We start from the raw sequence: 10000 nt of genomic DNA, 5'->3' as shown, positions 1-10000 counted from the left end.
ATAGCAAAATCATTTTGGGAGTAGGTTTTGCTGATCATCGGAAAGGGATAGATTTATTCTCACTTATTGCTTACTCAGTAAGAAAGGTTCATACGAATATTCATTTTATCTGGGTCGGGAGAACGGATGTTCATTTCTTTAACACGCTATCCCCAAGATATACAGCACATTTCACATTAGTTGAGCCCACTCCAGATATCGGTTTATATAACGCCGGGGCTGATTTATATTTATTAACTTCAAGAGAAGATCCTTTTCCAAACGTTGTTTTAGAGGCATTAGATACAAAAGTCCCTGTTATAGGGTTTAAAAACGCTGGAGGTTTTGAAGATGTTGTTACGGAACAAACTGGCGCCTTAGTAGACTTTTTAAATTTACCGCAGGTGCTGGAAAGAATACATGAATTTATTGGAGATGAAGACTTACGATTACAAAAAGGACACTTTGGCCAAGAGCTTATTGAAAAAGATTTCAACTTTCTTCATTACATTTATCAACTGTTAAACCTACTTGATCATAATTACAAAAAAATAAGCGTAATCATACCAAACTATAATTACGAAAAATACTTACCTGACCGAGTTAAATCCATATTAAACCAAACCTATCCCCTTTACGAACTAATTTTCCTAGACGATGCCTCTACTGACAATAGCGTATCTATATTTGAACAGCTGCTCTCAAACGAAAATAAGCCCCACCTAAAAGTTCAGCAGATTATTAATGATACAAACTCTGGTTCTGTATTTAAACAATGGATAAAAGGCGTCTCTGCAGCAACCGGTGATTATATTTGGATTGCAGAGGCCGATGACTTATGTGATCAGACATTTTTAGAAGAAGTAACACAAGGGTTTCATATAAATGGTGATGTTACCTTAAGCTACACACAATCAAAACAAATAGATGAACAAGGAAATATCCTAGCCAATCATTATTTAGATTACACAAATGATATTGATAAAGAAAAATGGAAAAGTTCTTATTTTCGAAAAGGGATAGATGAAATACAGGATACATTACTTATCAAAAACACCATACCTAATGTCTCAAGTGTAGTTTTTAAAAACATAGATATAAAAACTACAGAAAAACAATTAGAAAAGTTTAAAGTAGCTGGTGATTGGTTTTTCTATGTTTCTATTCTTAAAGAGGGGAACATTTATTTTAATCCAAAACCGTTAAACTATCATAGACGACATACAAATAGCGTAACGAGAACAAAAGATTCATATTCCCATTACAGTGAAGTTGTACAAATGCAGAATTTCATTAAAGAAACCTTTACTATCGACGACATTTCAAAAAAGAAAATGTACACATATAGAAAGTACCTTAAAGCATATTTGAAGATTGAATGATATATTTTCTTCGCCATCAGTATCTCTTGTAAAACGTTACTATCATTTAAGGAGGGTTACTCTTTGAAAGAATTTATAGAAGCAAATCAAGATTTGCTTTCTCAAATTGCACACAACTACAATGTAAATGCAAGTATCCATCCAGAAGATCATATCTTTCAATTCCTTGTCACTAATCCAGTCTTCCCATCTAAAAAAGAAGCGATAGATTATTATTTTCAAGATGGGAGAAAATCCGCAGAAACACTCTTAGATTTAATTACTTCCTTTTATCCCCCTATAGACACTCCAATAAAATTATTAGAATTCGCATCCGGATATGGCTGCGTAACACGTCATTTATTAAACCTACAAACGAACTTAAGTATAACTACCTGTGATATACATGAAGAGGCTATTAATTTTATTGAAAACGCATTAAATACTTCTTCTATCTTATCTCACCCTGAACCTGAACAAGTAAAATTGGCCTCGTCTACGTATGATATTGTCTTTTGTCTATCCTTTTTTTCTCATATGCCTGATACAACTTGGTTTCGTTGGCTTCAAACATTGTATAATGCTGTTTCTCCTGAAGGCTTATTCATTTTCACAACTCATGGTTATCAAAGTAAAAAGTACTTCAGCTTTCCAGATTTAAATAAACAGGGTTATTGGTTTCTCCCTTCTAGTGAACAATTAGATTTAGATGTTCATCAATACGGGCAAACGATCGTTAGTCCATCTTACGTATGTGACAAAATTAAATTATTACCCTATAACCCTGTCATCAAAAAATACACTGAAGGTTTTTGGTGGGAACATCAAGACCTTTGGGTAATAAAAAAAGAAATAAAATAATAAACCACGCTCTACTTATACAAAAGTAGGGCATGGCTTATTATTTTTTACTATATAAGAACTCTTCAATCCATAGCTTATTTAATCTAATTCCACTTTTGAAATCTATTTTCGGTTCCCAATTACATTCTCGTCTTACTCTATCTATATTTAAAATGATTTTTTGAACATTTTCTTCCCTTTGTTTATAGCAGGTAAAGTCCACTTTTCTTTCCGTTAATTTCTCCAATTCTACTATAATTCGTTTTAAAGAGAGACCCTTGCCGCTCCCTATGTTATACACACAAGATTTCAAACGATTTAATTGTGATAGTTGTATAGTGATTTCAACTAAATCATCGATATAAATATAATCTCGAATAATCTCTTGCGGATTCCCATATATATTAATCTTTTCATTACTGAGATGCTGATACAAAAAACAATTTATTGCCCCAACTTTCTTTAAAGGATTTTGATATTTTCCATATGGATTAGAATATCTACATACAACATAGTCAATTCCGTATTTTTTCTTATAAAAGTACAAGTAATTTTCAAGCGACACTTTTGTTATTCCATAAGGAGAAAGTGGTTTTAATGGATGTTCCTCATCAATAGGTAAATATTCCGGTTCACCGTAAACCGTGCCTCCAGAAGATGCTAATACAATTTTTTTAACAGGAAAATTTTTAACACTTTCCATGAAGTTAAGAAAAAAAAAGCTACTGTTTATATCTCCGAAAACATCTTCAATTGAAGTTGCTACATTAGACGTTGCAGCTAAATAAATAATAATATCCACATTCACTAAAGCTTTATATATATCTTTAACATTCGCTAAATCACCTTTAATAAATTCAACATCACTTATAATATTTTGAGGAAAATTATTTATATGTCTGGAAAATACTTTTACATTTTGACCTTGTTTCAATAAACCTAATGCGAGGTTAATACCAATGAAACTATTTCCACCTACTATTAAATAATTATTCTTCCTCATAATATCCTCTCTAGTAATAAGATTTTTGCTTATCACACCTAGAAATACAAATAAACGAACTTGGTCACCTCTATTATTCATTCTCTTATAATTGTATGCCCCTTATAAATTTTCATTATCTTTATTTTATATTTTCCTTTTAGAATCGATACCTCATTTAAGCTGACCACAAAAAACACTCATACTATTTACTCATACCCATGAATATATTGGATTAGTAAAAACTTCCCTTCTCCATAAATAAAAATTTCAAAAAGGAGGACTACATGTATATGAAGAGTGTAAATCAAGAGCTTTTAAATCATGTAATCCTACATAAAGATCGAATCCCACATTTCCATAAAGACTTTCCACTTATACTATTCTGGAGCCATAGAAGCGGATGTACCGCCTTAGCTAATTGGTTCTTTTTTCAAATTGGATTGTTTAATGATGCAAAGAAATACCATGACTTTATTCATTACTATGAATTCTGGGTGTATAAAAACAACACTAACTACATACCAGAGTTACAAAATGGGCTTCTAACAACAAATAAAGATGTTTGTAAACTTGTACGGAATCCCTACAAAAGGGCCGTCAGCTCATTTTTATTACTTGCTGACAATCCATATGCTAGCCCTCAATGGGAAAATATCCGCCACTATTTGTATAATGACAAATATAGTAACCGTGGAGTATCATTTAAACAATTTTTATATTACATTCGAGCATTGGGTTCAAATTCCCTAGCAATGGACATACATTTTAGTCAGCAATACGTTCCAGGTGAAGAAAATTTCATCCAATACTATATTCCTTTAGAAGATTTTAATACACAAATCACTAAGATAGAACACACGTACGATTTAATTAAATCCAATTTAGCGCTTCTTACAAATTCAGATCATCATCGGGCTCATAAGATGCTTTATACAGGAAGTTATGCAGAACTCAGCATTACAGATGCCACCTTCCCTCGCTTTCCAACATATGAAAGCTTTTATGATGAAGAAACAATGGCGTTAGTTACAGAAATATATGCACAAGACTTTGAAATGTATCCGTACACAAAAGGGATATTCTAAGTCGATACATTCTTCAATGAATAAAAGCGAATGTATCGCATAGCATAAAGTGAAACTTTAATTAGCGAGGGGTTCTCTCCCGCTAATTATTCCATTCTACCAATCTCACTTTTATGGGTTCCCTAATTTCCATCCCACTCTCTTTGATTTCACTGATTGTTGACGTGTGTGTCATATGCATTTTTTTACACAGGAGTGATGTCATGTGGAAGGTAATTTGAAGCACAATAATGGATATTGTGTTATCTGTGAGAAGGAAACTACATTTATAGAGCAGAATGATTGGCTTAGAGATCATTACTTATGTTCTACATGTCACTCTATACCAAGGCAGCGAGCTATAATCCATGTTTTAAATACATTTTTTCCTAAATGGGGTTCCTATCATATCCACGAATCCTCTCCTGGGGGAATTACAACTCAGCTACTTATAAAAAACTGCAAAAACTATACTTATTCTCAATACTTTAAAAACTATCCTCTCGGCCAATACTTTCAAGGAATTAGATGTGAGAACTTAGAAGATATGACTTTCCAAAATGAATCTTTTGATTTGTTCATTACTCAAGATGTCTTTGAACATGTAATGGAGCCAAACAAAGCCTTTAAAGAAATAGAACGTGTATTAAAGGCTGGCGGTGCTCATGTGTTTACTGTCCCTTGGTATCATACACTCACAAAGACTTTACAAAGAGCAAGAATCAATAAAGAAGGAATCGAATATATTGAGGAGCCAATTTATCATGGTAATCCTATTGATGAGAACGGGTCTTTAGTAACATTTGATTGGGGTCAAGATATGATTGAATATATTTATACACATGCAAATATGTATACCATTGTTTATTTACAAAAGGATAGATCACTGGGGTTAGATGCTGAATTTCTACACGTTTTTATTAGTAAAAAACACGAAAATAATTTTTAGGTACTATATAATTTGGAGGTTAACAAATGAATAACTTCAAGTTAGGAAATGATTTTGATAACCTTGTTAGCCCGCTTTCTGATGTTGAACTTCTAAATCTATTTATACAAAGTTGCTCACAAACAAAGATAAACGACATCCCAGTACCTATGTTCCCCCCCGAAGAAATTCAACAACAGTTTGTAGGTGCTTCCTATGAACATGCTCTTTATGAAGCATATTTGTTTTATAGCCATGTAAAAACGTATGCCCAAAATTTAGGTGTCCCCTTGAATAAAGAACGTAAAATTCTAGACTTTGGTTGCGGATGGGGAAGAATTATACGTTTCTTTTTCAAAGATGTTCGCGATGAAAATTTACTTGGTATTGATGTAGATCCCCTCATGATTACTCTTTGTAATGAAACGTTAGGACGAGGGATATATAAAACAGCCAATCCACAACCTCCTGTAGAATTTATTAATGACAATTCATTAGATATCATATTCGCTTATTCTGTATTCTCACATTTATCCGAAGAAACAGCAGAAAATTGGATAAAGGAATTTTCAAGAATTCTTCGTCCAGGTGGCATCTTCATCGCCACAACACAAGCACGCTATTTTCTCGATTTCTGTCAACAATTCAAGAAACAACCTGAATTAATTCAAACCGGGTGGCATAAAACTTTATCTCAAGCGTTTCCAGATATAAATCGTGCTATCTCGGATTATGAAAGCGGCAATTTTGTCCACAGCCCTACGGGAGCTGGAGACGTTAGAAATAGTAGCTTCTATGGAGAAACCGTTATACCTAGAACTTATATTAAAAATCGCTATGAGAAGTATTTAAAGCTACGGGATTTTTTTGATGATACAAACCGGTTACCCCAAGCTCTATTTGTTCTCCAAAAAGATTAACTCTTTTCGCTCATTGTATAATGAAGATCATTTTGTATCTCAGCCGTATATATTAAATCATCAAAGATTTCCATATCAAGCAAACTGTAAAAAAGAATTCATTATGCAGCCTAAACACAGTAAGTAAATAACATATCTCATGCTTTAACTAGATTCAAAAAATCAAAAGTAACTTCCCACCACTTGAACTACGAAGAACATAAGGGGGATATATCTTGAAAATAATCGCTTTTTACTTACCACAGTTTCATCAAATAAAAGAAAATGACCGATGGTGGGGGAAAGGGTTTACTGAATGGACAAATACTAAAAGTGCACGACCTTTATTTTCAGGACATTACCAACCTAGAGAACCTTATCAAGATTTTTATTATGACTTAACCACCCCATCCGTAAGAAAATGGCAAGCAGAAATCGCCAAAGCACATGGCATATATGGTTTTTGTTATTACCATTACTGGTTTAAAGGGAAGAGGCTATTGGAGGCACCCTTTAATGAGGTGCTTAAGACGGGCGAACCAGATTTTCCATTTTGCCTTTCTTGGGCAAATGAACCGTGGACAAAAACTTGGGATGGTCTTGATAGTCACATATTAATGCCTCAAAATTATGGAGAATTATCGGATTGGAAAGAACACTTTGAGTATTTATTGCAAGCTTTCCAAGATGAGAGATATATCCGTATAGACGATAAACCACTATTCATTATTTATCGTCCCGGGCATATCCCTCATTGTGAACAAATGCTTCATTATTGGAATACACTCGCACAAGAAAATGGTTTGAAAGGTATATACTTTGCAGAAACATTAAACAGCTTTCCACTTCCTAATATAAATGGATTTGATGCTAGCATTCAATTCGAGCCTTTTTATACAATTGCTCATGATAGCTCTTCAGACATAAATAAGACAATATATGAGTCTGGTAAACAAATAAACGCTTGGGATTATGATAAAGTGTGGATGTATTGTAAATGTCAAGATGATCATGTACATTTTCACTTGTTTAAGCATGTACAAATTTAATCGTTTTCTTTACTGAAATGATCTTTAATTCGGTATGATTGTCCTACAATGCTAACAACGGTAGCGTGATGTAATACACGATCTAGTATGGCATTAGCTATTTTAGGGTCCTGAAAGATTTCATCCCATGATTTGAAATTTACATTTGTAGTTAAAATCGTACTACGTTTTTCATAACGCATATCAATGAGTTGGAAAAATAATTTTGCATCCTCCGGATCAATTGGTAAATACCCAATTTCATCGATGATAAGCAATTTATACTTTGTGTAGTGTTTTAATCTTGATTCTAGACGATTCTCAAGCTTTGCACGCTTCAAATTTTGAAGTAAATCATGACACTTAATAAAATAAGTGCTTGTTCGTTTTTTAGCTGCTGCTATACCTACCGATGTCGCTAAATGGGTTTTACCAACACCACTAGGTCCTAAAAATACTATGTTTTCTTGTTGTTCTAGGAAACGTAGAGAAATAAAATCTAAGATTTGTTGTTTATTAATACTTGGCTGGAATTCAAAATCAAATGCATCAATCTCCTTTCTATGAGGGAATGCGCCCATTTTTACCATAGAGTGAATCATATTTTGTTCTCTTACATCAATTTCATAGTTTGTCAGCTTAACCAGTGCTTCCACGAATGACAATTGATTATTAATACTAAAATCAACGACTTCCCCTAAATGTTGTGTCATTTGTTTTAATTTTAAATACTCTAGGTTTGTGGTTAACTGTTGATAGCTATTCTTCATTTCTATATACCTCACCAATTACTGATAAATTTTGTTTCGCCAAATTGTCAATGTTCGGATATTTTGGTAGTGACTTAGCCAATGCGTTTTTATAATGTTCTTCTTTATAATTAAGCTTAGATTGACTGATTTTATGTTGTACAATTAACTTCATGTTATGATAAACATATATTTGATTATCATAGACTTGTAGACCAACGGTCTTACCTTGATACTCAGCTGGCACTGAGTATTGATTTGATTTGTAAGATATCATTCCTGACGCATTTACTTTTACAAGCTTATGTTTAATCTTATAGGAATCTCTTATTGTACTCGTAGGGAGTGGCTGTAAGAGATTCTTTTCTTGTTTTAAGGCAAACACCGGAATCTTACCAGTTCCCTGATGAAACGTTTGATTAATTCTTTTACATAACCTTTGTACAAATTCATGCAATTCTTCAAAAGTAAACTTGCCTTGATAAGCATGAATTTCATCTAGAAGTTTCATTGGAGCTTCTATTTTTCCTTTTGTATTTGGACGTCCTGCAATACAAGGTTGTACCTTAAATCCGAAATCCTGGGCAAATTGTGCAAACTTATTATTAATTGTTCCTGAAAAATGTTCTGTTCGAGCCTCATCCATTACAGTTTTCATATTATCTGTAACGATTACCTTCGGTACGCCACCAAACGCTTCAAATGCCTCTGTCATAAATGACAGTAATACACTTTGGGATTTTGAAATATTCAAGTGGAAAACTCTAAAGCGTGAATAAGATAGTAGAAGTACAGCCACATTTACAAATATCGTTTCACCATCTTTCGTTTCAAACTTTATGCTTTCTTTCCAATCTAATTGCGCTTGTTCAGCAGGAGGTGTTTCATAACGAACCTTTCCTGGTAAGTTTGAAGCAATACGTTTACCATCCTTAAAATATTTTTTGAATTCAGGTTTCCTATTGATATAGGCACGAAAAGTAGACTGGGAACATTGCAAACCATGATTATCCGTTAGATATTGCCATAGAACCCGCATATAGTAAAAAGTTTGTTTAGATTCATCTGATAAAAGATCTACAATCACTTCATAATAGGCATCGATTTTTGATGTTCTATTTTTGGTTCCTTTTGGTATAAAGCCATTCATGTATTTATCAATGGTACGTCGATCAACCTTCAATTCTCGCGCTAGTTGACTTTTATTTATTTTCATCTTTAAGTTCTCCATTAAATTTTTAAAATTAGACAAGTCTGTAAGACTTTTAATTGTAAATTCCGTTGGAATATCTAGTTTGATATACACACTAACCACCTCAAAGTCAGTATGTAGAATCCTGTTGAAAATGTACATGCTTATTCAAGTGTTAATGTGTACATTTAAACTAGCATTTATAGATGTATATACTAAAGCGATCTCCTCCAGAGAAAAAAACATTTCCTGGTGCCTTTGTTGACTGGGACAACACGGCACGCCGCAAAGACTTAAATAGCAGCATCTTCCTAGGTTCTACCCCTAGGAAGTTCACGATATATTTAAGCAAACAAATCCAGCGTACCTATTCTCTTTACAACAGCGAGTTTTTATTTATTAATGCGTGGAATGAATGGGCAGAAGGTACTTACTTAGAACCAGATAAAAGGCATGGATTCGCCTATTTAGAAGGAGTTAAGCAGGCAATTAACAGAGGTATGAAAGCATACAAAAAAGACGAGTCATTCTGACTCGTCTTAAAGTTGCTTGGCGACGTCCTACTCTCACAGGGACAAGGTCCCAACTACCATCGGCGCTAGAGAGCTTAACTTCCGTGTTCGGTATGGGAACGGGTGTGACCTCTCTGCCATCATCACCAAACTATGAAGGCATATTCCTTCAAAACTAGATAACATTTGCTACATATTATATGGTTAAGTCCTCGATCTATTAGTATTCGTCAGCTCCACATGTCACCATGCTTCCACCTCGAACCTATCAACCTGATCATCTTTCAGGGATCTTACTAGCTTACGCTATGGGAAATCTCATCTTGAGGGGGGCTTCATGCTTAGATGCTTTCAGCACTTATCCCTTCCGCACATAGCTACCCAGCTATGCCCTTGGCAGAACAACTGGTACACCAGCGGTGCGTCCATCCCGGTCCTCTCGTACTAAGGACAGCTCCTC

At 34.0% G+C, this 10000-nt stretch carries 8 protein-coding genes, 2 rRNA genes and 2 pseudogenes (2 of these 12 only partly in view); 7 read left to right on the top strand and 5 right to left on the bottom strand.

Annotated features, from left to right (window positions below):
* Both QCI41_RS19575 and QCI41_RS19570 read left to right on the top strand, forming a co-directional pair.
* Window positions 1-1361, top strand: partial view of a glycosyltransferase gene (locus QCI41_RS19575; RefSeq protein WP_353836888.1) — the 3' portion only. 574 nt of this gene lie to the left of the window's left edge; 1361 of the gene's 1935 nt are visible here — the last part of the coding sequence; its start codon lies beyond the left edge, outside the window; the stop codon is at window positions 1359-1361.
* A gap of 63 nt (window positions 1362-1424) precedes the next feature.
* Entirely contained in the window at window positions 1425-2201 is a 777-nt protein-coding gene (locus tag QCI41_RS19570; RefSeq protein ID WP_353836889.1) for a class I SAM-dependent methyltransferase, read from the top strand.
* Between the two features lie 40 nt (window positions 2202-2241).
* On the opposite strand, the gene QCI41_RS19565 is transcribed toward QCI41_RS19570, so the two are convergent.
* Complete coding sequence (locus QCI41_RS19565; protein ID WP_353836890.1) at window positions 2242-3186, bottom strand: NAD-dependent epimerase/dehydratase family protein; 945 nt, start codon at window positions 3184-3186, stop codon at window positions 2242-2244.
* A gap of 272 nt (window positions 3187-3458) precedes the next feature.
* Between QCI41_RS19565 and QCI41_RS19560 the strand changes: the two genes are divergently transcribed.
* The 4 genes and pseudogenes from QCI41_RS19560 to QCI41_RS19545 all read left to right on the top strand — a co-directional run.
* A complete protein-coding gene (locus tag QCI41_RS19560; RefSeq protein ID WP_353836891.1) occupies window positions 3459-4253 on the top strand; it encodes a sulfotransferase family 2 domain-containing protein in 795 nt (264 codons plus the stop codon).
* Window positions 4254-4458: 205 nt separating this feature from the next.
* Entirely contained in the window at window positions 4459-5181 is a 723-nt protein-coding gene (locus tag QCI41_RS19555) for a class I SAM-dependent methyltransferase (RefSeq protein WP_353836892.1), read from the top strand.
* Between the two features lie 26 nt (window positions 5182-5207).
* Window positions 5208-6080, top strand: a complete 873-nt coding sequence (locus QCI41_RS19550) for a class I SAM-dependent methyltransferase (protein ID WP_353836893.1) — start codon at window positions 5208-5210, stop codon at window positions 6078-6080.
* Between the two features lie 215 nt (window positions 6081-6295).
* Window positions 6296-7051: pseudogene (locus tag QCI41_RS19545) on the top strand (glycosyltransferase WbsX family protein); the annotation flags it as partial.
* Between the two features lie 53 nt (window positions 7052-7104).
* Here the strand turns inward: QCI41_RS19545 and istB are convergent.
* Entirely contained in the window at window positions 7105-7857 is a 753-nt protein-coding gene (istB, locus tag QCI41_RS19540) for an IS21-like element IS232 family helper ATPase IstB (RefSeq protein ID WP_098866930.1), read from the bottom strand.
* Window positions 7847-9142, bottom strand: a complete 1296-nt coding sequence (gene istA / locus QCI41_RS19535; RefSeq protein WP_353836570.1) for an IS21 family transposase — start codon at window positions 9140-9142, stop codon at window positions 7847-7849. Before istA ends, istB begins: the two co-directional genes overlap by 11 nt.
* 92 nt (window positions 9143-9234) lie before the next feature.
* Between istA and QCI41_RS19530 the strand changes: the two are divergent.
* Window positions 9235-9561 (top strand): annotated as a pseudogene (locus QCI41_RS19530) (glycoside hydrolase family 99-like domain-containing protein); the annotation flags it as partial.
* 14 nt (window positions 9562-9575) lie between these two features.
* Here the strand turns inward: QCI41_RS19530 and rrf are convergent.
* A 5S ribosomal RNA gene (gene rrf, locus QCI41_RS19525) occupies window positions 9576-9691 on the bottom strand.
* 49 nt (window positions 9692-9740) lie between these two features.
* Window positions 9741-10000, bottom strand: a 23S ribosomal RNA gene (locus QCI41_RS19520); it runs 2662 nt beyond the window's last position.

The organism is Bacillus cereus group sp. MG4, assembly GCF_040460055.1.
Taxonomy (GTDB): Bacteria; Bacillota; Bacilli; order Bacillales; family Bacillaceae_G; genus Bacillus_A; species Bacillus_A wiedmannii.
Note: the sequence above shows the minus strand (reverse complement) of the source record. Positions and strands in the feature narration are given on the sequence as shown.

Bases quoted from the DNA above. Each gene is read 5' to 3' on its own strand.
- QCI41_RS19565 (WP_353836890.1), bottom strand. From the start codon at position 3,186: ATGAGGAAGAATAATTATTTAATAGTAGGTGGAAATAGTTTCATTGGT.
- QCI41_RS19550 (WP_353836893.1), top strand. From the start codon at position 5,208: ATGAATAACTTCAAGTTAGGAAATGATTTTGATAACCTTGTTAGCCCG.
- QCI41_RS19560 (WP_353836891.1), top strand. From the start codon at position 3,459: ATGAAGAGTGTAAATCAAGAGCTTTTAAATCATGTAATCCTACATAAA.
- istB (WP_098866930.1), bottom strand. From the start codon at position 7,857: ATGAAGAATAGCTATCAACAGTTAACCACAAACCTAGAGTATTTAAAA.